Origin of the sequence: Achromobacter aegrifaciens, assembly GCF_902859735.1 — a bacterium.
In the GTDB taxonomy this organism is placed as follows: Bacteria; Pseudomonadota; Gammaproteobacteria; order Burkholderiales; family Burkholderiaceae_B; genus Achromobacter; species Achromobacter aegrifaciens.
The window spans coordinates 1278441-1303083 of record NZ_CADIJY010000001.1 but is presented as its reverse complement, the minus strand read 5'-3'; the positions used below and the strand labels follow the sequence as shown (position 1 = coordinate 1303083).

Below are 24643 nucleotides of genomic sequence, written 5' to 3'. Positions count from 1 at the left end.
TCATATCCCGGCGCATCGCGTTTCGCGCTCATGGAAAGGCCTCCTGCAGCGACTGCAGCCTGCCGGTGTCGCGGGCGTCGTAGCCCGCCAGCTGGCCGACGTAGCCGACGTAGTCCGGGCTGCGCATGATGGACAGCAGGTCGCGCATGGCCGGCGTCTCCAGCGAGGCCTTGCGGATGGCGAAGAAATAGCGTTCCCGCACCAGCGGGATGAAGTCCAGCCCGAAGCGGCAGGCGGCCGTTTCCACCCCTACGCCCGTGTCGGCCATGCCGCTGGCGATGTGCGCGGCAATGGCCATATGGGTGAACTCGTTGGTTTCGTAGCCCTGGACCTCGCTGATCGAGACCCCCGCCCGCTGCAGCATCAGGCCCACCAGATAACGCGTGCTGGAGCCGATCTGACGGTTGACGAAACGTACGTCGGGCCGCGCCAGGTCAGCCATGCCGCGTATGTGCTTGGGGTTGCCGGCGGTGACGAACAGGCCCGCATTGCGCACCGCCAGGTGGATCAGCATGTACTCGTCAGCATGCAGCCATTGGGCGTAGCGCTCCATGATGGGCGCTTCGAAATCGCCCAGCGGCACCTGGAAGCCCGCCAGGTCGCACTCGCGACGCTCCAGCGAGGCCAGCGCCTCGATGGCGGTGCGGTAGCGCAACTCCAGGCCCGGCTTGCGGTTGCCCATGTGCTGCATCAGCGACTCCACCGCGAAGCCGTGGCTGGCATGCAGCCGCAGATGCGGGCCGCTCTCGGGCAGCAGGCGCTCCAGTTCTTCCTGCAGTTCCGAGGCCATGCTGTCCAGCGTGGGCATCAGGCGCGCCTCGATGCGGCGGTTGGCCCACAACAGGCGCTGCGCGAACGGCGCCAGCTGCGTGCCCTGGCGGCGGTTGGTGATGAGCAACTGCGTGCCGAAGATTGCCTCGAAACGGCGCAGCACGCCCCAGGCATGCCGGTACGACAGGCCACAGGCGCGACAGGCCCCGGCAATATTGCCAGTGGCATCGATCGCGGACAGCAGCGCCAGCATATCCTGCAATGGCACGGGTGCCGGGTCGTCGTCTCCGCCCAGGGTCCATTGCGGCCGCAGGCCGATACGGAACTTATATGTCATTTATTTCTTATTGAAGACGGTGAATTACCCCGTTAGAGTACACAAATAACGCGGCTGGAGGGAGTTTTATATGTTTTTTAAAACATATAAAACCGAACAACACCCAGCCCGGCACAACAGCAACACAGGAGGAGACCGACGTGCATCAGCGCGAGGCAACATCCGATCTGGCGTCCAGCGGCGGCGCCCGCGGCGGCCAGATGGCCCTGGACGCGGCCCAGGCGTCCCACACCCCGGCCATCGCGGCCACCGCCCGCATACTCGCCCGGCTGAAGGACCAGCCCGGCCCGCTGCTGCCCGTGCTGCACGCGGTCCAGCATGAACTGGGCTGTATTCCGGCCGCGGCGGTGCAGACCATCGCCGAGGCCCTGAACCTGTCCCGCGCCGAGGTCCACGGCGTCATCACCTTCTATCCCCATTTCCGCAGCGAACCCGCGGCGCGCCACACCCTGGAGGTCTGTCGCGCCGAAGCCTGTCAGGCCATGGGCGGCGAACATCTCGCCGCCCATGCGCGCACGGCGCTGGGCTGTGATTTCCACGCCAACAGCAAGAACGGCGATTTCACCCTGGAACCGGTGTACTGCCTGGGCCTGTGCGCCCAGTCGCCGGCGGTGATGATCGACGGGCGGCCCCATGCCCGCGTCACGCCGGAAAAGCTCGACCGACTGCTGGCCCGCACGCGGGAGGCGCAATCATGAGCTCCCCCATTGTCATCTACGTGCCGCGCGACGCCGCGGCGCTGGCCATGGACGCCGACACGGTGGCGCGCGACATCGAACGCGCCGCCGACGCCCGCGGTCTGTCCGTGCAGATCGTGCGCAACGGCTCGCGCGGCCTGCTGTGGCTGGAACCCATGGTCGAAATCACTACCCCGCAAGGCCGCATCGCCTACGGGCCGGTGCAGCCCGAGGACGTCGCCACGCTGTTCGACGCCGGCTGGCTGAGCGGCGGCGAGCACCCGCTGCGCCTGGGCCTGACCGAAGAAATCCCCTACCTGAAGCACCAGGAACGCCTGACCTTCGCCCGCGTCGGCGTGACCGATCCGCTGTCCCTGCAGGACTACGCCGCCCATGGCGGCCTGCAGGGCCTGCAACGCGCCCTGGCCATGGAGCCCGGGCAGATCGTCGACGAAATGGTGGCTTCGGGCCTGCGCGGCCGCGGCGGCGCGGCGTTTCCGACCGGCATCAAATGGAAGACGGTCGCAGGCACCCCCGGCGACCAGAAGTACATCGTCTGCAACGCCGACGAAGGCGACTCCGGCACCTTCGCCGACCGCCTGCTGATGGAAGGCGACCCCTATGTGCTGATCGAAGGCATGACCATCGCCGGCCTGGCGGTGGGCGCCACCTACGGCTACATCTACGTGCGTTCGGAATATCCGCAAGCGATCGACACGCTGGAAGCCGCCATCGCGCGGGCGCGCAGCGTGGGCTGGCTGGGCGATGACGTGCACGGCAGCGGCCGCCGCTTCGACATGGAAGTGCGCAAGGGCGCGGGCGCCTACATCTGCGGCGAGGAAACCTCGCTGCTGGAAAGCATCGAGGGCAAGCGCGGCGTGGTCCGCGCCAAGCCGCCGCTGCCGGCGATCTCCGGCCTGTTCGGCAAGCCCACGGTTATCAACAACGTGATTTCTCTGGCCACCGTACCCATCATCCTGGCCAAGGGCGCGGCCTATTACCGCGACTACGGCGTGGGCCGCTCGCACGGCACGCTGCCGTTCCAGCTGGCCGGCAACCTCAAGCACGGCGGCCTGGTCGAAAAGGCCTTCGGCCTGAGCTTGCGCGACCTGCTGTACGGTTTCGGCGGCGGCAGCGCCTCCGGCCGGCCGCTGCGCGCGGTGCAGGTGGGCGGCCCGCTGGGCGCCTACCTGCCGGAATCGCAATGGGACGTGCCGCTGGACTACGAGGCCTATATCCAGATATCCGCCATGGTCGGCCATGGCGGCTTGGTGGCCTTCGACGACACCGTCGACATGGCGCGCATGGCGCGCTATGCGATGGAGTTCTGCGCCATCGAATCCTGCGGCAAATGCACGCCCTGCCGCATCGGCTCCACCCGCGGCGTGGAAACCATAGACAAGATCGTCGCGGGCGGCCCCGGCCGCGAGCAGCAGGTGCATCTGCTGCGCGACCTGTGCGACACGATGCTGGGCGGCTCGCTGTGCGCCCTGGGGGGCATGGCGCCCTACCCGGTGCTGTCGGCGCTGAACCACTTCCCGCAGGACTTCGGCATCGAGTCCTCCCAGTCTGCCGCGCACGCGGCCTGAACCCGAGACCGACATGCTAGAAACCGTCATCAAGCGCGATCGCGACCTGGGCACGCCGGCGCGCGAGTCCGCCGTAACCGTCACCCTGACCATAGACGGCCAGGAAATCACGGTACCCGAAGGCACCTCGCTGATGCGCGCGGCCGCCGAGGCCGGCATCAACATTCCCAAGCTGTGCGCGACCGACAGCCTGGAGCCCTTCGGCTCGTGCCGGCTGTGCCTGGTGCAGATCGAAGGCCGCCGCGGCTATCCGGCGTCGTGCACCACCCCCGCCGAGAACGGCATGGTGGTCTACACCGAAACCCCCAAGCTGCACGACCTGCGCCGCGGCGTGATGGAGCTGTACATCTCCGACCACCCGCTGGACTGCCTGACCTGCCCGGCCAACGGCGACTGCGAACTGCAGGACATGGCCGGCGTGGTGGGCCTGCGCAACGTGCGCTACGGCTACGACGGCGCCAACCACCTGAAGAGCGAAAAGGACGAATCCAATCCGTACTTCACCTATGACGCGTCCAAGTGCATCGTCTGCAACCGCTGCGTGCGCGCCTGCGAGGAAACCCAGGGCACGTTCGCCCTGACGATCTCCGGCAAGGGCTTCGAGTCGCGCGTGTCGCCGGGGCAGGACCAGCCCTTCCTGGACAGTGAATGCGTGTCCTGCGGCGCCTGCGTGCAAGCCTGTCCGACCTCCACCCTGCAGGAAAAGACCGTCATCATGATGGGCCAGGCCGAACACTCGGTCGTGACCACCTGCGCCTACTGCGGCGTGGGCTGCGGCTTCAAGGCCGAGATGAAGGGCCAGGAAGTGGTGCGCATGGTGCCCTGGAAGGACGGCCAGGCCAACCGCGGCCATTCCTGCGTCAAGGGCCGCTTCGCCTGGGGCTATGCCACGCACAAGGAACGCGTGCTCAAGCCCATGATCCGCAAGCACATCACCGACTCCTGGAAGGAAGTGTCCTGGGACGAGGCGATCAACTATGCGGCCTCCGAATTCCGCCGCATCCAGGGCCAGTACGGCCGCGATGCGGTCGGCGGCATCACCTCCTCGCGCTGCACCAACGAAGAAACCTGGCTGGTGCAAAAGCTGGTACGCGCCGCCTTCGGCACCAACAACGTCGACACCTGCGCGCGGGTCTGCCACTCGCCCACGGGCTACGGCCTGAAGCAGACGCTGGGCGAATCCGCCGGCACCCAGACCTTCGATTCCGTCATGCACACCGACGTGGTCATCGTGATGGGCGCCAACCCCAGCAGCGGACATCCGGTGTTCGCCTCGCGCCTGAAGCGCCGCCTGCGCCAGGGCGCGCGCCTGATCGTGATCGATCCGCGCCGCATCGAACTGGTCAGTTCGCCGCACATCAAGGCCGACTTCCACCTGCAGGTGCGCCCCGGCACCAACACCGCCCTGCTGTCCTCGTTGGCCCACGTGATCGCCACCGAAAACCTGATCGCCGAGGACTTCGTGGCCGAGCGCTGCGAAGCCAAGGCCTTCAAGGAATGGCGCGACTTCGTCTCGCTGCCAGAGAATTCGCCGGAAGCCATGGAAGAGATCACCGGCGTGCCGGCGCAGGCGGTGCGCGGCGCGGCGCGCCTGTACGCCACCGGCGGCAACGGCTCGATCTACTACGGCCTGGGCGTGACCGAACACAGCCAGGGCTCCACCACCGTCATGGCCATCGCCAACCTGGCCATGGCCACCGGCAACATCGGCCGCGAAGGCGTGGGCGTGAATCCGCTGCGCGGGCAGAACAACGTGCAGGGTTCGTGCGACATGGGCTCGTTCCCGCATGAGCTGCCGGGCTACCGCCACATCTCCGACAACACGGTGCGCGCGCAGTTCGAACAGGACTGGGGCGTGACCCTGCAGCCGGAACCCGGCCTGCGCATCCCCAACATGTTCGAGGCTGCGCTGGGCGGTTCGTTCAAGGGCCTGTATTGCCAGGGCGAAGACATCGTGCAGTCGGATCCCAACACGCAGCACGTGGCGGCGTCCCTCGCTGCCATGGAATGCATCGTGGTGCAGGACCTGTTCCTGAACGAAACGGCCAAGTACGCCCACGTGTTCCTGCCCGGCTCCTCGTTCCTCGAAAAGGACGGCACCTTCACCAACGCCGAGCGCCGCATCTCGCGCGTGCGCAAGGTCATGGAACCCAAGAACGGCAAGTCCGACTGGGAAGTGACGGTGGCGCTGTCCAACGCGCTGGGCTACCCCATGAACTACAAGCATCCCAGCGAGATCATGGACGAGATCGCGCGCCTGACGCCCACTTTCACCGGCGTCAGCTACGAAAAGCTGGACAAGCAGGGCAGCCTGCAATGGCCCTGCAACGAAGAAGCGCCCGATGGCACGCCCATCATGCACATCGACGAGTTCGTGCGCGGCAAGGGCAAGTTCATGATCACGAAGTACGTGCCCACGGACGAGCGCAGCACGCGCCGCTTCCCGCTGCTGCTGACCACGGGCCGCATCCTGTCGCAATACAACGTGGGCGCGCAGACCCGGCGCACCCCCAACGTCATGTGGCATGGCGAGGACGTGCTGGAACTGCATCCGCAGGACGCCGAGGACCGCGGCGTGAAGGACGGCGACTGGGTCGGCATCCAGAGCCGCGCGGGCGAGACCGTGTTGCGGGCCACGCTGACCGACAGGGTGCAGCCGGGCGTGGTATACACCACCTTCCATTTTCCCGAGTCCGGCGCCAACGTCGTCACCACCGACAGCTCCGACTGGGCCACCAACTGCCCCGAGTACAAGGTGACGGCCGTGCAGGTCACGCGCGTGTCGCAGCCTTCGGAGTGGCAACGCCAGTGGTCGCGCTTTGCGGACATCCAGCAAAAGCTGCTGCGCGAGCGTTCGCGAGAAAGCGAGGCGGCGCTGACCGGGAAATAACCGCCAGCCCGAAACGCCAGGACGCCGACATGCCCACGCCACCGCCTTCCCGCCCCGATTGCACGCAGGTACAGGTCACCCGCGTGCGGGGCGGTGTCCTGGTCCCCGAGGTCGAAACCGACTCCGTGGCCGAGGAAACCCCGGTGGCGCTGGAGTTCAACGGCATCAGCCACGCCACCATGCTGGCCACGCCGGCCGACCTGGAAGACTTCGCGGTCGGCTTCGCGCTGTCCGAAGGCATCATCGACGGCATCAGCGACGTGCGCGGCATCGACCTGCTGCCGCAATGCGACGGCATCGTGGTCCAGCTGGAAATTTCCACTGCCTGTGAAGTGCGGCTGAAGTCCCGCCGCCGCGCCATGGCCGGGCGCACCGGCTGCGGCCTGTGCGGCGTGGAAACGCTGCCCGAAGTGCTGCGGCCTGTCGCGCCCGTCACCAACGGCTCGCCCGTGCGCATCCAGGCCGTGCTGGCCGCCATGCGCGACATGCGGGCGCGCCAGGCGCTGCACGACATCACGGGCGCCACCCACGCCGCCGGCTGGGCGGGCGCCGATGGCGCCGTCGCGCTGGTGCGCGAGGACGTGGGCCGCCACAACGCGCTGGACAAACTGATAGGTGCACTGGCACGCCAGGCCATGCATGCTGGCGACGGCATCGTGGTGGTGTCCAGCCGCGCCAGCTTCGAAATGGTGCAGAAGACCGCCGCCGCCGGCGTCGCGGTGCTGGCATCCGTCTCCGCACCCACCGCGCTCGCCATCCGCCTGGCCGATGAAGCCAACGTCAGCCTGCTGGGTTTTCTACGCGGCGACGACGCCACACTGTACTCACACCCCCAACGCATCATCTCCTGAACCGGACTTCACGCAAGCATGGAAATCGGCAACCTGATCCGCATGGCCAACCGCATCGGCCAATTCTTCGAAGCCATGCCCGACCGGCCCGAGGCCCTGGAGGGCGTGGCCAACCATATCCACAAGTTCTGGGAGCCGCGCATGCGCAATGAGCTCCTGAACTTTCTCGAACAAAACCCCGACGGCGACGCCGGCGGGGAACGACTGCACCCGCTGGTGCTGGAAGCGGTCACCCAGAACCGCCAGCGCCTCACACCGCTGGCCCGCGTGGCGTAACGCGTCGGCGGCAGGCAAGACTGCAGGAACAATCACAAGAAAAGGCGGCGGGACCGGCCGGATGCCGGACCACGCGCGCCAACGAGCGGCCCCCAAAGAGGAGACAACATGCAAAGCACTGCCACGCTGGACCTGCCCGGTTCGAAGCCGGGTTTTTTCGATAAGGAACGCACCATCGCCGGACCGGGCTTCTCGCGCTGGCTGGTTCCCCCGGCCGCCCTGGCCATCCACCTGTGCATCGGCATGGCCTACGGTTTCTCGGTGTTCTGGCTGCCGTTGTCCAAGGTCGTGGGCGGCGCCAAGCCGCTGGCCTGCCCCGCGGACATGAGCCTCGCAGCCGAGCTGTTCGCCACCAACTGCGACTGGAAGATCTCGACCATGGGGTGGATGTACACCCTGTTCTTCGTGCTGCTGGGCTGCTCGGCCGCGCTGTGGGGCGGCTGGCTGGAACGCGCGGGCCCGCGCAAGGCGGGCGTGGTGTCGGCCCTGTGCTGGTGTGGCGGCCTGGTCATTTCGGCCATCGGCGTGTACCTGCACCAGATGTGGATGCTGTGGCTGGGCTCGGGCGTCATCGGCGGCATCGGCCTGGGACTGGGCTACATCTCGCCCGTGAGCACGCTGATCAAGTGGTTCCCCGACCGCCGCGGCATGGCCACTGGCATGGCCATCATGGGCTTTGGCGGCGGCGCCATGATAGGCGCGCCGCTGGCCGACCTGCTGATGCGCCACTTCGCCACGCCTGAATCGCCGGGCGTCTGGCAGACCTTCCTGACCATGGCCGCGGTGTACTTCGTCTTCATGATGTCGGGTGCGCTGGGCTACCGCGTGCCGCCGACCGGCTGGAAGCCCGAGGGCTGGACCGCCCCGGCCAAGCATGCCGGCAACGCCATGATCACGAAGGGCCATGTCCATGTGCAGCGCGTCTGGGGCGTGCCGCAGTTCTGGCTGGTGTGGTGGGCGCTGTGCCTGAACGTCACGGCCGGCATCGGCATCCTGGGCATGGCCTCGCCGCTGCTGCAGGAAGTGTTCGGCGGCGGCCTGATCAACCAGCCTGAACTGGGCTACTCGCAACTGGACAAGAGCCAGTTGGCGGCCATCGCCGCCATCGCCGCCGGCTTCACCGGCCTGCTCAGCCTGTTCAACATCGGCGGCCGCTTCTTCTGGGCCAGCCTGTCCGACAAGCTGGGCCGCAAGACCACCTACTTCATCTTCTTCGTGCTGGGCTTCGCGCTGTATTCGGCCATCCCCTGGACCGCGCACATCGGCGCGCTGGCCCTGTTCGTGGCCGCCTTCTGCATCATCCTGTCCATGTACGGCGGCGGCTTCTCCACCGTGCCGGCGTACCTGGCCGACCTGTTCGGCACGCAGATGGTCGGCGCCATCCATGGACGGCTGCTGACGGCCTGGTCGGCGGCGGGCATCTTCGGACCGGTGCTGGTGAACTACATCCGCGAATACCAGCTGTCCATCGGCGTGCCGCGCGCCCAGGTGTACGACATCACCATGTACATCCTGGCCGGGATGCTGGTGCTGGGCTTTCTGTGCAACCTGGCGATCCGGCCCGTGAACCCCAAGTACTTCATGAATGACGAGGAACTGGCGCGCGAGAAGGCGCTGGCCCACGAACGCGCCGTCGCCACGGAAACGCACGGGGTCGGAACATCCGCGTTCCGCACGCCGGCGGCGCTGGTGGTGTTTGCCTGGGCTTGCGTCGGCATCCCCCTGGCCTGGGGCATCTGGATCACGCTGCAGAAGGCGGTGGTGCTGTTCCACTGAGCCCAAGCGGACGCCGCGACGGGGCGCGAAGCTGCTACATTGGCAGCCCGCGCCCCTTCTTTTTTGCTTTATCCATGACCACCCTGCCCCGCGCGCCCCGCCTTGCTGGAGCGACACGTTGACCGTCCCTGAAATCCGCTGGGAAGAAAACCAGACCCCGCACGCCGCCCGCTGGCGCTCCGAATCCGGCGCCGCGCCGCCCAAGCGCGTAGTGGTGGCGGACGACACCATGACCGCCGACATGGCCTACCGCCAGGCCTGCGAAGGTGTCGGCCTGCTGTGGCGCGGCGACTTCCAGAACGCGCGGCAACTGCTGCAGGCCATCACGCGGCGGGTCGACAAGCGGCCCCGCAAGCCCGTGGACAGCCTGCTGGACGCCTTCAACCAGCACCGCCAGATCCAGTCCCAGCGCGCCCGCATCCTGGGCATGCTGCTGATTCCGTTCGACGCCGGCCACGGCATTCCGCTGCGCCGCGCGCCCGACGCCCGGCTCGCCTGCGAAGAGGCCCATGGCCCCGCCAAGGAGCCCTACGTCGCGTCGCTGCGCGAGCTGCTGGGCCTGATCGGCGCCTTCGAATGGCGCAAGAAGGGCGTGGAAATTCCCGCCCTGAATGCCCGCATCCATCCGCACTACGGCGTGTTCTCGCCGCTGCGCGGCGAGTACGTCGACCTGGTGGCGCGCACCCCGATGCCGCGCGGCAGCGTGGCCTTCGACATCGGCACCGGCACGGGCGTGCTGGCCGCCGTGATTGCGCGCCGCGGCGGCAAGCGTGTCATCGCAACCGACACCGATCCGCGCGCCCTGGCCTGCGCCCGCGAAAACCTGGAGCGGCTGGGCCTGTCCAAGCAGGTCGACGTCGAAGAAACGGACCTGTTCCCCGAAGGCCGGGTCTCCCTGATCGTGTGCAACCCGCCGTGGCTGCCCGCCCGCCCCAGCTCGCCCGTCGAGCATGCGGTCTACGACCCTGACAGCCGCATGCTGCGCGGTTTCCTGAATGGGCTGGCGGCGCATCTGACGCCCAATGGCGAGGGCTGGCTGATCCTGTCGGACCTGGCCGAACACCTGGGCCTGCGCAGCCGCGAAGCGCTGCTGGACATGATCAGCCAGGCCGGCCTGCGCGTGATCGAGCGCATCGACACCCGTCCCACGCACGGCCGCGCGCAGGACGCGAGCGACCCGCTGCATGCCGCCCGTTCGAAGGAAGTCACGTCCTTGTGGCGCCTGGGCGCAGCCTGACGCGGCCCGGCCTGACGCAAGTCCCCGGGGCGCGGCTTCAGGCGCGCCCCGCCGCGACGTTCACGCTGATGGCGATGATGAAGACGTTGAAGAAAAAGGCGATGACGCTGTGCGTCAGGGCTGTGCGGCGCACTCGCCGGTTCACGATCTGCACGTCCGACACCTGGAACGTCATGCCCAGCACCAGCGCGAAATAGGCGAAGTCCCAGTAGTCGGGTTCATCGGTACCCGGGAAATCCAGCCCTTTGTGCATGGCGTTGCGGTGGCCGTAATAGCCATGCGCGTAGTGCAGCGCGAAGATCATGTTCATGTAGAGCCATGACAGGATGATGGTGACGGCGGCGGCCAACATGGCAAGCACGTCGCCCGCGCCGCCTTCCCCCCGCAGTTCGACCCACAACGCCATCATCACCATGCAGGACAGCGCCACGCTGCTCCACAGCACGCCGGTGCGCCCCACGTCCTGCTGCTGCGCATGCTGGCGCATGGCCGCCGCGCTGGTGCGGCCGAACACCCGCGCCGTCATCAACAGGAACACAAGCGCCCCCGCATCGAATCCCAGCAGCAGCGACAGCACCCAGGGCACGCCCAGGGCATACAGGCCGCCCGCCGTCACCAGCAGCAAACCAGCGCATCCGACCAGGCGACGATGCGCATGGAAAAACGGCAGGGCGGCGCCAGCGGCGGAGTCGTCCTCGGGCTCGAAATCCTTGAGCGGCGGCATGCGGCTGCTCCTTTTGGTATGAGCAGCCCTAACGCTAACCGATGCCGAGCAAACCGACCAGCGCGCCGCCAAACAGCAGCCACAACGGATGGATGCGGGTGAAGCTGCCCAGCAGCGCCACCACAGCGGTAATGGCGCCCAGCAGCCAGGTATGCACCGAGGCTTCGGTGATGAGCGCCGCGCTGGCCGCCACCAATCCCACCGTCATCGGGAAGATGCCCGCCTGGATGACGCCGCGCCAGGGCCGGTCCTTGAAGCGTTCCCACAGGCCCAGCGCGATCACAGTGATGATGGACGACGGGCCGAACTTGGCGATGGTGGTGACGAGCATGCCCAGGCCGCCCGCCACATGCCAGCCCACCAGCGTGACCACCATCAAATTGGGACCCGGGGCGGCCTGCCCCAGGGCGAACAGCGCGGAAAAGTCCGCCGCCGTCATCCAGCCATGCACGTCCACCACCTGCCGCTGCATCTCGGGCAGGATGGTGTTGCCGCCGCCGAACGCCAGCACGGACAGTTCGGAAAAGATCAGGGCCAGGGCGATCAGTGTGTGGATCATCGACGTTGCCTCCAGACCATCAGGATGCTCAGCGGCGTCAGCACCGCCATGGTGGGCAGCAGCGGAATGCGCAGCACGGCGATGGCAATGAAGCAGGCCGTGGCCACCACGCCGGCCAGCCAGTCGCGGCGCTTCACCACCGGCACCCCGATCTTCACCGCCATGGAAATCAACAGGCCCGCGGCCGCGGCCGCCAGACCGGCAAACAGGTGCTGGATGTGCGGATCGTTCTGGAAGCGGTCGTACACCATGCCCAGCAGCACCACGATGGCGGACGGCGCCAGGATCAGGCCCATCAGCGCCGCGAACGCGCCGCGCGGCCCGCGGAACTTCATGCCCAGCGCCACCGACAGGTTGATGATGTTGCCGCCGGGCAGGAACTGGCACAGGCCCAGCAGATCGGTGAACTCGGCGCCGCTGAGCCAGCGGTGCTTTTCGACGACCATGCGGCGCGCCAGCGGCAAGGCGCCGCCGAAGGCCGTCAGGCCGAGCATCAGGAAGCCATAGAACAATTGCCCGCACGTGGGCGGAGGCCGCAGATCGGCCTCGGAGGTGGAAGGTGCTGCGTTCATCATTTTCATGCCGGCGCCGCCGAAGCGGCGCGGAGTGGAACCAGGGAAGGACAACGAGATTGCAGCCTACTCTTCGCCTTGGATAATGTCTAATATATGACTATCTATATATTCATATCGGTTGAATATGGCATCTGTAGACTTGAGGCTGTTGCGCTACTTCCTGGCCGTGGCCGAGGAATCCCATCTGACCAAGGCCGCGGCGCGGCTGGGCATACGCCAGCCGCCGCTCAGCCAGCAGATCCGCGTGCTGGAGCAGGAACTGGGCGTGACGCTGTTCCACCGCCTGCCGCGCGGCATGGAGCTGACCGAAAGCGGCCGCGCGCTGCTGGACGATGCGCGCAATATCGTGGCCCTGGTGGATCAGGCCGTGGAAGGCGTGCGGCGCGTGTCGCAGGGCGAGGCCGGGCGCCTGACCGTGGGCTTCACCGGGTCCGCGGCGTTCCATCCCTTCGTGCCGTCCGTCATCCGCCGCTTCCGCGAAACGGCGCCCAATGTGCGGCTGGTGCTGGAGGAAAGCAGCACCGGCGAACTCATGGAGGCCGTGGGCGCGGGCCGCGTGGACGTGGCATTCATCCGCGGTCCCTATGGCCTGGGCCCGGGCGTGGTGGTGGAAACCGTGCTGGAAGAGCCCATGCTGGCCGCGTTTCCCGCCGACCACCCAACCGTCAAGGGCCGGCCGCGCAAGCGCATCGCGCTGTCGGAACTGGCCGACGAATCGCTGATCCTCTACCGCCGCCACAGCGGGCCAGGCCTGTACGACGCCATCATTGCGGCCTGCGGCGCCGCCGGTTTCAGCCCGCGCGTGGCCCAGGAAGCGCCGCGCATGCTGTCCACCCTGAGCCTGGTGGCCGCCGGCCTGGGCGTGTCGCTGGTGCCGGCGTCGCTGCGCCGCGTGAACATCGAAGGCGTGGTCTACGTCAACCTGGCCCAGCCCGCGGAACTGCGCGCGCCGCTGAACCTGATCTGGCGCGACGAAGCGCTCTCCGGCGCGGCCCGCAAGCTGATCGGCGAGGCGCGGCGGCAGCGCGAGGAATCGCCGGCCTGAGCGCGCAGCGCTACACTGCCCGGCACCCCGCACTCCGCACTGCAGCCATGTTCCCAGATTCACCCATAGGCATCTACGACTCCGGCGTCGGCGGGCTGAGCGTGCTGCGCGCCATCCGCGACGCCCTGCCCCACGAATCCCTGCTGTACGTGGCCGACTCCGCCCACGTGCCCTATGGCGAAAAAACGCAGGACTACGTCGAGCAGCGCGCCAGCACGATTGCCGATTACTTCGTGTCGCGCCAGGCCAAGGCCATGGTGGTGGCCTGCAATACCGCCACCGCGGCCGCCATCGCCCAGCTGCGCCTGCGCCATCCGCAACTGATCATCATCGGCGTGGAGCCGGCCATCAAGCCCGCCGCGCACCTGACCACGAGCGGCGTGGTCGGCGTATTCGCCACCACCGGCACTCTGGCCAGCCCCAAATTCGCCGCGCTGGTCCGGCGCGAGGCGCCCGAAGTCCGCATCCTGTTCAGGCCCTGCCCCGAGTGGGTACGGCTGGTGGAGCACGGCGTGCTCAGCGGCCCCGAGGCCGAAGCCGCGGTGCGCGCTCCCGTGGCTGAGCTACGCGAGGCCGGCGCCGACGTGCTGGTGCTGGGCTGCACCCACTTTCCCTTCCTGCGCGACGCGATCCAGGCGGCCGCTGGCGCCGACGTGCCGCTACTGGAGACGGGCGCGCCCGTGGCGCGCCGGCTGCGCCACCAGTTGCAGGAACGCGGCCTGTTGCGCGCCGACGGTCCGGGCGGATTGCGCCTGGAGACCAGCGGCTCGGCCGAGGCATTGAGCATTCTCGCCGCACGGCTGCTCGGGCAGGCCCCGGCCGCGCACGTCCTGGAGCCGCGCTGGCGCTGATCCCGCGCCGAGTCCGCCGCCCGGCGGCGCGCGCTGATTGCGCCCGGTTTGATCCTGCGCATGACGCGCCTGTCCGATTCGGCGAATAATTCGGATACAGTGGACTACAACGCCGCCCGCGGCGCGCACAAGGAGACGCTCATGAAACGCATCCTGATCCCCGTGGACGGCTCGCAGCCCGCCGTCCATGCGGTCCAAGCCCTGCTCGACGCCCGCAGCTACGACCCCATCGAACGCGTGGAGCTCCTCACGGTCCAGATCCCGCTGAAAGCCGGCAAGATCGGCCGCGGCCTGTCGCAAGCCGAGATCGACGCCTATCACGAGGAAGAAGGCCGCAACGCGCTGCAGGCCGCCAGCGAACTGCTGACCCAGGCCGGCGTGCCCTTCCAGACCCACATCGAAATAGGCGCCGCCGCCGAGACCATCGTGCGCGTAGCCGGCGAATCCGGCGCGGACGAAATCTACATGGGCTCCCGCGGGTTGGGCTCGGTGTCGTCCTGGTTCCTGGGTTCGGTCGCGACCCGCGTCCTGCATCTGACGGAGTTGCCCGTCACCCTGGTCAAGTAACCGTCAAGGAGCATCCATGCTGAACATCCTGGTCCCTGTCGACGGCTCCGACAACGCCAACCGCGCCGTCCTGTACGCCCGCCAGCTCGCCCAAGGCGCCGGCGCCGCCCGCATCCATCTGCTCAACGTCCAGACGCCCGTGCAAGGCCGCGCGGGCCTGTCACGCCTGATCACGCAGGACATGATCGACGAGTTCTACCTGCGCGAAGGCCAGGAGGCCGCGGACGAGGCGCGCAAACTGCTGGACGTGACCGGCGCCGACTACACCAGCCACGTGGCGTTTGGCCACGCGGCCACGGAAATCGCCGGCTACGCCCAGGACCACGGCTGCGCCCGCATCGTCATGGGCACGCGCGGCAACGGCTCGCTGACGAACATCCTGATCGGCTCGGTCGCCAATCAGGTGCTGCAACTGGCCGAAGCGCCGGTGACGCTGGTCAAGTGAACCCCCGGCGCCGGCCTCAGGCGGCCGGCAGCCACAACGACACCCTCAAGCCGCCCAGCGGCGAACGCTCGGCTTGCGCCTGGCCGCCATAGGTGCTGGCCAGGTCGCGCACGATGTCCAGGCCCAGGCCCGATCCGGGACGCTGCTCGTCCATGCGCACGCCGCGCAGGAAGATGCGCTCGCGTTCCTCGTCGGCGATGCCCGGGCCGTCATCGTCGATCTGGATGAGCAACTGGCCCTGGCCGGCGGCGCTTGCGCTGACCTGCACCTGGCGCTCGGCCCATTTGCAGGCGTTGTCCAGCAGGTTGCCAACCATCTCCTGCAGATCCTGTTCTTCGCCGCGGAATACCAGGCCCTCGGCAAATTCCGGCATTTCCAGCAGCAGTCCGCGCTGCGCATACAAGCGCTGCATGACGCGCAGCAGCCCCTCGATGGGTTTGCGCAGCGGTGTGCGGCTGTCGGCCGCGCCGGACGCGGCGGCGGCGCGGGCGCGCGCCAGGTGATAGTCGATCTGGCGGCGCGCCATGCCGACCTGCTCCTGTACCAGCGCCGCCAGCGGCCCTTCCTCGCGCGCCGCGGCATTGCCCAGAATCGTCAGCGGCGTCTTCACCGCATGCGCCAGATTGCCGGCCTGCGTGCGCGCGCGCTGCACCATGTCGGCATTGACGTCCAGGACGCGATTGAAGTCGTCGACGAGCGGCTGGATTTCGCTGGGAAAGCGGCCTTCGATGCGCACGCTGGCGCCCCCGTGCTGCCCGGCGAGCTGCCGCCTGAGCCTGGCCAGCGGCCGCAACCCGACCAGGACCTGGACCACGGCCGCCAGCGTCAAGCCTGCCGCCAGCGCGCCTAGCGAAATCAACAGCATGTGATTGAAGCGCTCGATCGGCTCCGCCAGCACCTGGCTGTCGGCCGCCACGATCAGGCGCAACGGCGCTGCCTCGGTCTCGGCCGGTTCCAGCGTGCGCGTCAAGGCGGTCAGCCTGTGCTTTTCCGGCCCCGCGATTTCATACACCCCGTCGGCGCTGTCCGCGGCGGGCAACTCCAGCACCTGATCCCAGAGCGAACGCGAGCGCGCCGCGCCCACGGCCGCCGGACGGCCCTGTTCGTCGAGCCGGTCGATTTGCCAATACAGGCCTGATAGCGGTTGCTCCAGGCGTGGATCGCTCAGGGGCGGCGAGACCACCAGGCGACCGTCCGGAGCCGTGTTCACCGCGGCCGTCAGCTGGTTCAGGTGCAGGGTCAGCTCGGCGCGCAGCTGCTCGGTGATGTGCTGGCGGAACAAGCTGCCCAAGCCCCAGCCGGCCAGCACCACCGTGACCAGGATCCAGGCCAGCGTGCCGGCCAGCAGGCGCCAGCGCAGCGAGCCGGGCGCGCGCGCGCGCTGCGGCATCATGCGGCGCAGGCCAGGCGGTAACCCAGGCCGCGCACGGTTTCGATGGTATCGGGCGGCAGTTTCTTGCGCAGCCGCGCGATGAACACATCGATAGTGTTGGAGTCACGGTCATTGTCCTGGGCGTAGACGTGCTCGGTCAGCTCGCTGCGCGAAATCACTTCGCCCGCGCGTTGCATCAGCACGGCCAGCACCTTGAATTCATGGCTGGTCAGGGACAGCGCCTGGCCGTCCACCGTGACCTTGGCCTGCCGCGTGTCCAGCATCAGCGGACCGCAGCGCCATTGCGCGCTGGCGTGGTTGCTGGAGCGGCGCAAGAGCGCCCGCACCCGCGCCAGCAGCTCTTCCATGTGGAAGGGCTTGGTCAGGTAATCGTCGGCGCCGGCATCGATGCCGGCGACCTTCTCGTGCCAGTTGTCGCGCGCCGTGAGGATCAGCACCGGCATGCCCTGGCCGCCCGCGCGCCACTGCTTGAGCACGGTGAGGCCGTCCATGACCGGCAGGCCCAGGTCCAGCACCACCACGTCGTAGGTCTCGACCGCGCCCATGTACTGGGCCGTTCCGCCGTCCGCGGCGGTGTCGACGGTATAGCCCGCTTGGCGCAAGGCATCGGCCAACTGCGTGGCCAGGGTCGGCTCGTCTTCAACCACGAGTATGCGCATCAGTGCTTGTCCCGGAATTGGATGTCGCGCCCCTTCACGCCCAGCACCTTGCCGTCGCGCGCGTCGATCTTCAGCTTGACCAGCCGGCCGCCGCTTTGCAGCAGCCGGATCTCGTAGATGAACTCGCCGTCGTCCTCTTCGAACTCGACCTTGACCACCTGCCCAGGATAGTCGCGTTCGACGATGTCCAGCACCGAACGCAGGGGCAGCACCTTGCCGGCCTGCAAGGCCTGGCGCGCTTGTTCGTGGTCGCTTTCATCGGCCAGGCCCGCGTTGGGGCCCGCGGCCAGCGCCAGCATCAGCGCGCCGCAGGACAGCCAGATTCGGGTACGGGTTCCTCGGGTCATGGTTTCTTTCGCATTCGGGGTCCGCCATAAGAGGCGATTGTCCGCCCAGTTATAGCGCCGGAAAAATGAACGGCACGTGAACGGCAGCTTCAGAATTGGTTCATCCGCACACCCGAATAATGCGGTCATGGTCGCCATTCCGGCAACCCGCAACAACCTAGGAGCCATTCCATGACCGCAATCCGCAACACCTTGGCCGCCCTGGCGCTTGGCGCCGCAACCCTGGCCGGCGCCGCCGCCGTGCACGCCCAGACGACCGCCCCGGCGCCGGCCCAGCCCGCCGCCACGGCCCCCGCCAACGCGACGCTGACCGTGCGCCAGATCTACGACACGCTGACCGCCGCGGGCTATCGCAACATCACCGAGATCGAGCTCGAGCACGGCCGCTACGACGTCAAGGCCGACAACGCGCAAGGCCAGCGCGTGAAGCTGCGGGTCGACGCCCAGAGCGGCGCCGTCCTGCGCAGCCGCATCAAGGACTGAAGCGCCGGCGCCTACGCGCCTACCCCGCTCCGCCCGCAACCGGCGGGCCGAGCGTCCCGACATGGACACCATCATGAAACCGATAGGAACCGGCGCCGCCATAGGCGGCTTTTTGCTAGTCCTGACCCTGGCCTGGGGCCTGGACGCGTTCATCCTGCAGCCGCCGGCCACCGGCGCCTGGTACTGGGTGGCGCGCCAGCAAGGCCTCTACCTCACCGGCGTCTGGTCCATCGGACTGATGGCATTGATCATGCTGCTGGCGCTGCGGCCCGCGTGGCTGGAACGCCCGCTGGGCGGCATGGACAAGATATACCGGTTGCACAAATGGGCCGGAATCCTCGCAGTATCAGCCGGCGCCGCGCATTGGTTGCTGAAGCTGGCCAGCGGCCCCTTGAAGAGCCTGGCGGACGCGGGCAACCGCCCCGCCCGCGACGTCGTGCTGACGCTGTTCGAAAGCTCGCGCGGCCTGGCCAAGGACCTGGGCGAGTGGTCGATCTACCTGCTGCTGGCGATGCTCGCAATCACCTTGTGGCGGCGCTTTCCCTACCGGGGCTGGCGTCTCCTGCACCGCGCGATGCCTGTGCTGTTCCTGGCGCTGGCGTTCCACACGGCAGCGCTGGCTCCCGCGCGCTACTGGAGCGGTCCGGTCGGCCTGCTGTTGATTCCGCTGCTGGCCGCCGGTTCTTATGCCGCGCTGGTGGCGCTGCTGGGACGCGTGGGCAGCGGCCGCCGCGCGCAAGGCAGGATCGTGTCGCTGGCGCACCAGCCAGGCGATATCCTGGAGGTCAGCTGCGAACTCGACGCCAATTGGCGGGAGCATCAGGCGGGACAGTTCGCCTTCGTCACGTTCGACCGCAAGGAAGGCGCCCATCCCTACACCATCGCCAGCGCCCCCGTGGCGGGCGAATCTCGCGTCACGTTCCAGATCAAGGCGCTGGGCGACTACACCCGCGGCCTGGCGCGCACGCTGCGCATCGGCCAGCCGGTCGCCGTCGAAGGCCCCTATGGGCGCTTTCAACTGGAGCCGGACGCTGCCGCAGCATCGCAGGTCTGGGTGGCGGGCGGTATAGGCGTCACCCCTTTCCTCGCATGGCTGGAAGCCCTGCAGGAAGGACAAGCGCCAACGCCGCGCGTGTGGCTGCACTATTGCGTGCGCGATGCCTCGGCAGATCCTTTCGTGCCGCTGCTCAAGGAACGCTGCGCCGCGCTGGACGGCGTGACGCTCGCCATCCATAGCGCGCACGACGGCGATACGCTGACGGCTGGAGCACTGGCGCAGGGCGAGGTGGCCGCGGGCCGTGTCGCCGACGTCTGGTTCTGCGGACCCGCCGGCCTGGCCGACGCGCTCAGGCGCGGCCTGCGCAAGCTGGGCGCCAAGCCCGTGCGCTGGCATCAGGAGGCGTTCCAGATGCGTTGAGCGCGCCGGGGCTACGGAGGTCCAAGCGTATGATGGACCTCACCGCCCCCGGAGCATGCGTCATGCCCACCCCCCGCATTCTGCTGGCCGCCGTGATGGCCGCCGCCACTCTCAACGCCTGCGGCGAAATGGCCACCTTGCCGGTCGAAGCCGGCATGGGCCCGTCGCCTCAACTGCCCGCCCCCAATCCCACCACCATACCCACCGTGAAGACGGCCAAGGCCGTGGGCTGGCCCGCGGGCGCACAGCCCGTCGCAGCCAACGGGCTGTCGGTAACGGCGTACGCCAGCGGCCTGGATCATCCGCGCTGGCTGTACGTGCTGCCCAACGGCGACGTGCTGGTAGCCGAGACCAACGCGCCGCCCAAGCCCGAGTCGGCTTCCGGCGGCTTCAAGGCCTGGGTCGCCGGCCTGGTGATGAAACGCGCCGGCGCCAGGACCCCCAGCGCAAACCGCATCACCCTGCTGCGCGATGCCGACCACGACGGCATCGCCGAAACGCGCAGCGTATTGCTCGACGGCCTGAACTCGCCCTTCGGCATGGCCTTGATCGGCAATCAGTTATACGTCGCCAACGCCGACGCCGTGCTGCGCTTTCCCTACGAAACCGGCCAGGAGCGGATCACCGCCCCCGGCGTGAAGGTCACCGACCTGCCTGCGGGCCTGAACCACCACTGGACCAAGAACCTGCTGGCGAGCCCCGACGGCAGCAAGCTGTACGCCTCTGTCGGCTCCAACAGCAATGTCGGCGAAAACGGCATGGACATCGAAGAGGGCCGCGCCGCCATCTGGGAAATCGACGTGGCCAGCGGCAACAAGCGCCTGTACGCGACCGGCCTGCGCAACCCCGTGGGCATGGCCTGGGCGCCCGACAGCAAAACGCTGTGGACGGCCGTCAACGAGCGCGACGAGCTGGGCAGCGACCTGGTGCCCGACTACATGACCTCGGTGCGGGATGGCGGTTTTTACGGCTGGCCCTACAGCTACTTCGGCCAGCACGTCGACAGCCGGGTCCAGCCGCCGCGTCCGGACCTGGTGGCGCGCGCCATCGTGCCCGACTACGCGCTGGGCCCGCACACCGCCTCGCTGGGGCTGGCCTGGTCGGGCGGGTCGCGCCTGCCCGCGCCCTACACGGACGGCATGTTCGTGGGCCAGCATGGTTCGTGGAACCGCGATCCGCGCAGCGGCTACAAGGTCATCTTCGTGCCGTTTCGCGACGGCAAGCCCGACGGGCCGGCGCGCGACGTGCTGACGGGCTTTCTGAACGAAAGCGGCGAAGCCCAGGGACGGCCGGTAGGGGTGGCGATAGACCGCCAGGGCGGCCTGCTGACGGCCGACGACGTCGGCAATGTGGTGTGGCGGGTCGCTCCCGCTTCTACAATGGCCGCTCCCAAATAATTCAAGACCAGGAGTGAGCATGAGCACGGAAAAAGTGGCAATCGTCACCGCCGGCGGCAGCGGCATGGGCGCGGCGGCGGCGCGCAAACTGGCGGCTGACGGCTGGCGCGTAGCCATCCTGTCCTCCTCCGGCAAGGGCGAGGCGCTGGCGCAGGAACTGGGCGGCCTGGGCGTCACGGGATCCAACCGCTCGCCCGAAGACCTGGCGAGGCTGATGGACGCCACGCAGCAAAAATGGGGCAGGATCGATGCCGTGGTCAACAGCGCCGGCCACGGCCCCAAGGGCCCGCTGCTGGAGATCAGCGACGAGGACTGGCACCTGGGCATGGAGTTCTACCTGCTGAACGTGGTGCGCATCGCGCGCCTGGTCGCGCCGGTGATGAAGCAGCAGAAGTCCGGCGCCATCGTCAATATCTCGACCTACGCCACCTTCGAACCCGAAGCGCTGTTCCCGACCTCGGGCGTGTTCCGCGCCGGGCTGGCCGCCTTCACCAAGGTGTTCGCCGACGAGTACGCCGAACACAACGTACGGATGAACAACGTGCTGCCGGGCTTCATCGACAGCCTGCCTGAAAAGGAAGACCGCCGCACGCGCATTCCGATGGGCCGCTACGGCACCGCCGAAGAAGTCGCCGACCTGATCGCGTTCCTCGCATCCGACGCTTCTTCCTACATCACCGGCCAGAACATCCGCATCGACGGCGGCATCACGCGTTCGGTCTGAAGCTCATGCTTTAGGACTAGTCTCTCGTCCGAATGACGGTATTGAAGCCTGCCCGGGGCTTCAGTACCGTAGGTTTTCGCATTCGACGAGGTGCCGCGCATGTCCGCTACGCCGTCAGCGGCTGCGCCGCAGTCCGCCGATACTTCCCACGCAAAACCGACCCCGGGCCAGGCCTCGCGTTTCCTGGCGCAGGCCACGTTCGGCCCCACGCCCGCCGAGATCGACGCCGTGGTGCGCGACGGCTACGCGGCCTGGCTGGACGCGCAGCTGGCCATGCCGCCGTCGCAGACCCACTTCGACTGGCTGCTGCAGCAGCGCAAGAACACCGAGGAGTTCAAGGGCAACGGCATCAACGCGCCCCTGGAATCCACGCTGTGGCGCAAGTTCATCTCGGCCCCGGATCAGGTCCGCACGCGGGTCGCGTTTGCGCTGTCGGAGATCTTCGTGGTGGGCGTATCGTCCATCACCGCATCCTGGCCATTGTTCGGCGCCGCGGGTTTCATGGACCTGCTGGCCGAGCATGCCCTGGGCAACTACCAGCAACTGCTGACGGCCGTCACGCGCAACCTGTCCATGGGCTGCATGCTGACCTATCGCGGCAACCGCAAGGAAGATCCCAAGACCGGCCGCCATCCCGACGAGAACTATGCCCGCGAAGTCATGCAGTTGTTCAGCATCGGGCTGCTGGAGCTGGAACCGGACGGCGCCAAAAGAATGGTCAACGGCGCGCCCGTGGAAACGTATACCAACGCGGACGTGCAGGGGCTGGCCAAGGTCTTCACCGGCTGGGACATCAACGGCCCCGAAACCGACGTCGAATTCCACCGCCGCCCCATGGCCTTGAACAATGCGCTGCACTCGCTGGCCGAGAAGCGCTTTCTGGGCGCGGTGGTGCCGGCAGGCACCGACGGCCATTTGTCGCTCAAGCGCGCCATGGAAGTGATCTGCGCCCATCCCAACGTGGGCCCCTTCATCGGCACGCAGCTGATCCAGCGGCTGGTCACCAGCAATCCCAGCCGCGCCTATGTCGCGCGCGTGTCGGCCGCCTTCAACGACGACGGCAGCGGCAAGCGCGGCAACCTGAAGGCCGTGGTGCGCGCCGTCCTGCTGGACCCGGAGGCGCGCAACCCCGACCTGGCCGCGCCCGGCTGGGGCAAGGTGCGCGAACCCATCGTGCGCTTCGCGGCCTGGGCGCGGGCTTTCGGGGCGACCTCCAACAACGGCGCCTGGGCCATGCCGGACACCACTGACAACACGATCCGGCTGGCCCAGAGCCCGATGCGATCCGCCAGCGTCTTCAATTTCTTCCGTCCGCGCTACGTGCCGCCGGTGACCGAGCTGGCGCGCAGGAACCTGGTGGCGCCGGAACTGCAGATCACCGATGAGACCAGCATTGCCGGCTACCTGAACTTCCTGGCCATCTATGTGGACCGGGGGTGGGAGGATCTGCAGACGCCCTATGCCGCCGAGATCGCGCTGGCGCAGGATCCGTCCGCGCTGGTGGCGCGGGTGGCGCTGCTGCTGGCGGGCGATGCCTATTCCGCCGAGACCGCCGGCAGCATCGCGCGCGCCGTGGCCACGATACCGGCGGGCCGGCCGCGCGACCGCGTGCGCGCCGCCATCATGCTGGTGGCCGCCAGCCCCGAATACCTGGTGCAGAAATGAAGAATTCCCGCCACGCCGCGCAAACCAGCCGCCGCGAATTCCTGCTGCGCGCCTGCGCGTTGGGCGCCACGGGCGCCGCCGCGCCACTGGCGCTGAACCTGGCGGCCCTGGGCGCGGCTGCGGCGCAATCAGCGCCAGTCTCCTCGTACAAGGCGCTGGTCTGCGTGTTCCTGTACGGCGGCAACGACCCCTACAACTCGCTGGTTCCCTACGACACGGCCGCCTACAAGGCCTATGCCCAGGCGCGCACCGACATCGCCCTGCCGCGCAACGCCCTGCAGGCCACGGCGCTGCGCGGCAAGGAACCCGCCTCCGGCGGCGCCCAGTTTGCGCTGGCCCCATCGCTGGCTCCGCTCAAGCCCTTGTATGAAAGCGGCGACATGGCAGTGCTGCTGAACATCGGTCCGCTGGTTGCGCCCACCTCCAAGCAGGAATACATAGGCGCGCGCGTGCCACTGCCGCCCAAGCTGTTTTCCCACAACGACCAGCAGTCGTACTGGCAGGCGCTGGCGCCGGAAGGCGCGGCGTCGGGCTGGGCCGGGAGGCTGACGGACCTGTTCGCGGACGCCAACGCGCAGCGCACCTTCACGGGCATCACCGCGGGCGGCAGCAGCGTGCTGCTGGCCGGACGCAAGATCGCCGGATACCGCGTGGGCATCAACGGCTCCACGCAGATAGACCTGCTGGGCCGCGACATGTATGGCTCCAGCGCCTGCACGGCCTTGCTGCGCCAGCTCATCACGCAGCCGCGCGAGCACCTGATGGAACGCGAGATGTCGCGCATCGCCGCGCAGTCCATCGACGCCGACGGGCGCCTGCGTGCAGCCCTCGCGGACGTGGCCGTGCCGGGCGAGTTCTCGTCCCCCCTGGCGCAGCAGCTGAAAATCGTCGCCCGCATCATCGCGGCGCGCCAGGCGCTGGGCGCACGCCGCCAGGTTTTCTTCGTCTCGCAGAACGGCTATGACAACCACGCCGGACTGAACGACACCCACCCCGCCCTGCTCAAGGAACTGGGCCAGGCGCTGGCCGCGTTCCAGCAGGCGCTTTCCGCGATAGGCGTGGCGGACCAGGTGACCACGTTCACGGCATCCGAATTCGGCCGCACCCTGGGCTCCAACGGCAACGGCTCCGACCACGGCTGGGGCTCGCATCACTTTGTACTGGGCGGCGCGGTCAAGGGCGGCCGCTACTACGGCAGCCATCCGGAAATCGCCCTGGACGGCCCCGGCTTCGTCGACAACGGCCGCCTCTTGCCGACCCTGGCCGTGGATCAGCTGGGCGCGTCCCTGGGCGGCTGGTTCGGCGCCAGCCGCGAGGATCTGGGGCTGGTGTTCCCCAATCTGCGGCGCTTCGACGCGCAGGCGCTGGACCTGCTGCCGCGCGCTTAG

24 protein-coding genes are annotated in these 24643 nt (G+C 68.1%); 17 read left to right on the top strand and 7 right to left on the bottom strand.

Annotation, left to right across the window (positions count from 1 at the left end; all coding sequences use genetic code 11):
• Positions 1-28 precede the first annotated feature (28 nt).
• Positions 29-1108 carry a substrate-binding domain-containing protein gene (locus HV766_RS05935; RefSeq protein ID WP_054451578.1) on the bottom strand — a complete coding sequence of 360 codons (1080 nt, stop codon included), beginning with the start codon at positions 1106-1108 and terminating at the stop codon, positions 29-31.
• Between the two features lie 140 nt (positions 1109-1248).
• Between HV766_RS05935 and HV766_RS05930 the strand changes: the two genes are divergently transcribed.
• From HV766_RS05930 to HV766_RS05900, 7 genes are all read left to right on the top strand, one after another.
• A complete protein-coding gene (locus HV766_RS05930; RefSeq protein WP_054451579.1) occupies positions 1249-1806 on the top strand; it encodes a formate dehydrogenase subunit gamma in 558 nt (185 codons plus the stop codon).
• Positions 1803-3374, top strand: coding sequence for a formate dehydrogenase beta subunit (locus HV766_RS05925; RefSeq protein WP_175180750.1), 1572 nt, complete (start codon positions 1803-1805; stop codon positions 3372-3374). Before HV766_RS05930 ends, HV766_RS05925 begins: the two co-directional genes overlap by 4 nt.
• A 13-nt stretch (positions 3375-3387) precedes the next feature.
• Complete coding sequence (gene fdhF, locus HV766_RS05920; RefSeq protein ID WP_054451581.1) at positions 3388-6264, top strand: formate dehydrogenase subunit alpha; 2877 nt, start codon at positions 3388-3390, stop codon at positions 6262-6264.
• A gap of 29 nt (positions 6265-6293) precedes the next feature.
• Entirely contained in the window at positions 6294-7115 is an 822-nt protein-coding gene (gene fdhD, locus HV766_RS05915) for a formate dehydrogenase accessory sulfurtransferase FdhD (protein ID WP_054451582.1), read from the top strand.
• A gap of 18 nt (positions 7116-7133) precedes the next feature.
• Positions 7134-7391, top strand: coding sequence for a formate dehydrogenase subunit delta (locus HV766_RS05910; protein ID WP_054451583.1), 258 nt, complete (start codon positions 7134-7136; stop codon positions 7389-7391).
• Between the two features lie 108 nt (positions 7392-7499).
• A complete protein-coding gene (locus tag HV766_RS05905) occupies positions 7500-9167 on the top strand; it encodes an OFA family MFS transporter (protein WP_054451584.1) in 1668 nt (555 codons plus the stop codon).
• 118 nt (positions 9168-9285) lie between these two features.
• A complete protein-coding gene (locus HV766_RS05900; RefSeq protein ID WP_175180749.1) occupies positions 9286-10404 on the top strand; it encodes a methyltransferase in 1119 nt (372 codons plus the stop codon).
• Positions 10405-10441: 37 nt separating this feature from the next.
• Here the strand turns inward: HV766_RS05900 and HV766_RS05895 are convergent, their stop codons facing one another.
• From HV766_RS05895 to HV766_RS05885, 3 genes are read right to left on the bottom strand one after another with little or no spacing between them, the layout of a single operon-like run.
• Positions 10442-11128, bottom strand: coding sequence for a DUF1345 domain-containing protein (locus tag HV766_RS05895; RefSeq protein WP_125473546.1), 687 nt, complete (start codon positions 11126-11128; stop codon positions 10442-10444).
• Positions 11129-11162: 34 nt separating this feature from the next.
• A complete protein-coding gene (locus tag HV766_RS05890; RefSeq protein WP_054451587.1) occupies positions 11163-11687 on the bottom strand; it encodes a chromate transporter in 525 nt (174 codons plus the stop codon).
• Positions 11684-12262 carry a chromate transporter gene (locus HV766_RS05885; protein WP_054452241.1) on the bottom strand — a complete coding sequence of 193 codons (579 nt, stop codon included), beginning with the start codon at positions 12260-12262 and terminating at the stop codon, positions 11684-11686. Before HV766_RS05885 ends, HV766_RS05890 begins: the two co-directional genes overlap by 4 nt.
• A gap of 124 nt (positions 12263-12386) precedes the next feature.
• Here HV766_RS05885 and HV766_RS05880 point away from each other — a divergent pair, with 124 nt between their 5' ends.
• The 4 genes from HV766_RS05880 (at position 12387) to HV766_RS05865 (ending at position 15170) form a co-directional block, all read left to right on the top strand.
• Positions 12387-13307 (top strand): LysR family transcriptional regulator, encoded by a 921-nt coding sequence (locus tag HV766_RS05880; protein ID WP_119449246.1) that lies wholly within the window; start codon positions 12387-12389, stop codon positions 13305-13307.
• A gap of 47 nt (positions 13308-13354) precedes the next feature.
• Positions 13355-14158: a glutamate racemase gene (gene murI, locus HV766_RS05875; RefSeq protein WP_175180748.1), complete on the top strand. Its 804-nt coding sequence runs from the start codon at positions 13355-13357 to the stop codon at positions 14156-14158.
• A 141-nt stretch (positions 14159-14299) separates the two neighbouring features.
• A complete protein-coding gene (locus tag HV766_RS05870) occupies positions 14300-14725 on the top strand; it encodes a universal stress protein (protein ID WP_054452244.1) in 426 nt (141 codons plus the stop codon).
• 16 nt (positions 14726-14741) lie between these two features.
• Entirely contained in the window at positions 14742-15170 is a 429-nt protein-coding gene (locus HV766_RS05865; RefSeq protein ID WP_119449244.1) for a universal stress protein, read from the top strand.
• A 16-nt stretch (positions 15171-15186) separates the two neighbouring features.
• On the opposite strand, the gene HV766_RS05860 is transcribed toward HV766_RS05865, so the two are convergent.
• From HV766_RS05860 to HV766_RS05850, 3 genes are read right to left on the bottom strand one after another with little or no spacing between them, the layout of a single operon-like run.
• Positions 15187-16563, bottom strand: a complete 1377-nt coding sequence (locus HV766_RS05860) for a sensor histidine kinase (RefSeq protein ID WP_054451591.1) — start codon at positions 16561-16563, stop codon at positions 15187-15189.
• Positions 16560-17222, bottom strand: a complete 663-nt coding sequence (locus tag HV766_RS05855) for a response regulator transcription factor (RefSeq protein WP_054451592.1) — start codon at positions 17220-17222, stop codon at positions 16560-16562. Before HV766_RS05855 ends, HV766_RS05860 begins: the two co-directional genes overlap by 4 nt.
• Complete coding sequence (locus tag HV766_RS05850; RefSeq protein ID WP_223283490.1) at positions 17222-17521, bottom strand: PepSY domain-containing protein; 300 nt, start codon at positions 17519-17521, stop codon at positions 17222-17224. Before HV766_RS05850 ends, HV766_RS05855 begins: the two co-directional genes overlap by 1 nt.
• 219 nt (positions 17522-17740) lie before the next feature.
• Between HV766_RS05850 and HV766_RS05845 the strand changes: the two genes are divergently transcribed.
• From HV766_RS05845 to HV766_RS05820, 6 genes are all read left to right on the top strand, one after another.
• On the top strand, positions 17741-18052 hold the full coding sequence (locus tag HV766_RS05845) for a PepSY domain-containing protein (protein ID WP_175180747.1): 312 nt from the start codon (positions 17741-17743) through the stop codon (positions 18050-18052).
• 73 nt (positions 18053-18125) lie between these two features.
• Positions 18126-19469, top strand: a complete 1344-nt coding sequence (locus HV766_RS05840; protein ID WP_225591302.1) for a ferredoxin reductase family protein — start codon at positions 18126-18128, stop codon at positions 19467-19469.
• A gap of 62 nt (positions 19470-19531) precedes the next feature.
• Positions 19532-20866, top strand: a complete 1335-nt coding sequence (locus HV766_RS05835; protein WP_175180745.1) for a PQQ-dependent sugar dehydrogenase — start codon at positions 19532-19534, stop codon at positions 20864-20866.
• A 19-nt stretch (positions 20867-20885) separates the two neighbouring features.
• Complete coding sequence (locus tag HV766_RS05830) at positions 20886-21590, top strand: SDR family oxidoreductase (RefSeq protein ID WP_175180744.1); 705 nt, start codon at positions 20886-20888, stop codon at positions 21588-21590.
• A 99-nt stretch (positions 21591-21689) separates the two neighbouring features.
• Positions 21690-23255 (top strand): DUF1800 domain-containing protein, encoded by a 1566-nt coding sequence (locus HV766_RS05825; RefSeq protein ID WP_175163728.1) that lies wholly within the window; start codon positions 21690-21692, stop codon positions 23253-23255.
• Positions 23252-24643, top strand: a complete 1392-nt coding sequence (locus HV766_RS05820; protein ID WP_175180743.1) for a DUF1501 domain-containing protein — start codon at positions 23252-23254, stop codon at positions 24641-24643. The genes HV766_RS05825 and HV766_RS05820 overlap by 4 nt, the downstream gene beginning before the upstream one ends.

Excerpts from the sequence above, each read along its gene's own strand:
- HV766_RS05935 (WP_054451578.1), bottom strand. The coding sequence starts at position 1,108 with ATGACATATAAGTTCCGTATCGGCCTGCGGCCGCAATGGACCCTGGGC.
- HV766_RS05925 (WP_175180750.1), top strand. The coding sequence starts at position 1,803 with ATGAGCTCCCCCATTGTCATCTACGTGCCGCGCGACGCCGCGGCGCTG.
- fdhF (WP_054451581.1), top strand. The coding sequence starts at position 3,388 with ATGCTAGAAACCGTCATCAAGCGCGATCGCGACCTGGGCACGCCGGCG.
- fdhD (WP_054451582.1), top strand. The coding sequence starts at position 6,294 with ATGCCCACGCCACCGCCTTCCCGCCCCGATTGCACGCAGGTACAGGTC.
- HV766_RS05910 (WP_054451583.1), top strand. The coding sequence starts at position 7,134 with ATGGAAATCGGCAACCTGATCCGCATGGCCAACCGCATCGGCCAATTC.
- HV766_RS05905 (WP_054451584.1), top strand. The coding sequence starts at position 7,500 with ATGCAAAGCACTGCCACGCTGGACCTGCCCGGTTCGAAGCCGGGTTTT.
- HV766_RS05895 (WP_125473546.1), bottom strand. The coding sequence starts at position 11,128 with ATGCCGCCGCTCAAGGATTTCGAGCCCGAGGACGACTCCGCCGCTGGC.
- HV766_RS05890 (WP_054451587.1), bottom strand. The coding sequence starts at position 11,687 with ATGATCCACACACTGATCGCCCTGGCCCTGATCTTTTCCGAACTGTCC.
- HV766_RS05885 (WP_054452241.1), bottom strand. The coding sequence starts at position 12,262 with ATGATGAACGCAGCACCTTCCACCTCCGAGGCCGATCTGCGGCCTCCG.
- HV766_RS05880 (WP_119449246.1), top strand. The coding sequence starts at position 12,387 with ATGGCATCTGTAGACTTGAGGCTGTTGCGCTACTTCCTGGCCGTGGCC.
- murI (WP_175180748.1), top strand. The coding sequence starts at position 13,355 with ATGTTCCCAGATTCACCCATAGGCATCTACGACTCCGGCGTCGGCGGG.
- HV766_RS05870 (WP_054452244.1), top strand. The coding sequence starts at position 14,300 with ATGAAACGCATCCTGATCCCCGTGGACGGCTCGCAGCCCGCCGTCCAT.
- HV766_RS05865 (WP_119449244.1), top strand. The coding sequence starts at position 14,742 with ATGCTGAACATCCTGGTCCCTGTCGACGGCTCCGACAACGCCAACCGC.
- HV766_RS05860 (WP_054451591.1), bottom strand. The coding sequence starts at position 16,563 with ATGATGCCGCAGCGCGCGCGCGCGCCCGGCTCGCTGCGCTGGCGCCTG.
- HV766_RS05855 (WP_054451592.1), bottom strand. The coding sequence starts at position 17,222 with ATGCGCATACTCGTGGTTGAAGACGAGCCGACCCTGGCCACGCAGTTG.
- HV766_RS05850 (WP_223283490.1), bottom strand. The coding sequence starts at position 17,521 with ATGCTGGCGCTGGCCGCGGGCCCCAACGCGGGCCTGGCCGATGAAAGC.
- HV766_RS05845 (WP_175180747.1), top strand. The coding sequence starts at position 17,741 with ATGACCGCAATCCGCAACACCTTGGCCGCCCTGGCGCTTGGCGCCGCA.
- HV766_RS05840 (WP_225591302.1), top strand. The coding sequence starts at position 18,126 with ATGAAACCGATAGGAACCGGCGCCGCCATAGGCGGCTTTTTGCTAGTC.
- HV766_RS05835 (WP_175180745.1), top strand. The coding sequence starts at position 19,532 with ATGCCCACCCCCCGCATTCTGCTGGCCGCCGTGATGGCCGCCGCCACT.
- HV766_RS05830 (WP_175180744.1), top strand. The coding sequence starts at position 20,886 with ATGAGCACGGAAAAAGTGGCAATCGTCACCGCCGGCGGCAGCGGCATG.
- HV766_RS05825 (WP_175163728.1), top strand. The coding sequence starts at position 21,690 with ATGTCCGCTACGCCGTCAGCGGCTGCGCCGCAGTCCGCCGATACTTCC.
- HV766_RS05820 (WP_175180743.1), top strand. The coding sequence starts at position 23,252 with ATGAAGAATTCCCGCCACGCCGCGCAAACCAGCCGCCGCGAATTCCTG.